This window comes from Streptomyces sp. SID13726 (genome assembly GCF_010548375.1).
In the GTDB taxonomy this organism is placed as follows: Bacteria; Actinomycetota; Actinomycetes; order Streptomycetales; family Streptomycetaceae; genus Streptomyces.
Map to the genome: position 1 here is coordinate 1 of NZ_JAAGLY010000402.1, position 454 is coordinate 454.

Sequence of the window (454 nt, forward strand, 5' to 3'; positions counted from 1 at the left end):
TGGACCGAGTTGATCGTGACGTCGAAGTCGTCGCCGCTCACGACCGTGCCCAGCGGCACCGGGTTCTCGCGGCTCCCGGCGTCGTCGGCTGCCTCCTCCTGCTCGGGATCGGGTCCTTCGGCGTCCTCGGTGCCCTCGCTCCCTGCGTCCGGTTCCTCGGACTCGGGAGGGGAGACGGTGACGTCGGAGTCGCCGAACGCCTCGTCGACCGAGTCGCTCACCACCGTGAGGAACACGACGAAACCCACGACCGTCCCGACGACGGAGAGCACGAGCGCCGTGATCACCGGCCACTTCTTCCCTCGCAGGAAGAAGCCGACGATCGCGAGCACGAACGCGATGGGCAGCAGCACCCACCCGACGATGAGCGCGCCGGGGATGCACGCGAACACGAAGCCGACCACGGCGACGGCGAGGGCGACCCAGCCCAGCGGGTGCGGCTTCGTCGCCGGTG

The 454-nt window shown here is 70.0% G+C and carries 1 protein-coding gene; it reads right to left on the minus strand.

The features are described from left to right. Positions 1–454 (minus strand): threonine/serine exporter family protein (locus G3I78_RS48285; RefSeq protein ID WP_164436973.1); only part of this gene is annotated, 454 nt, incomplete at both ends.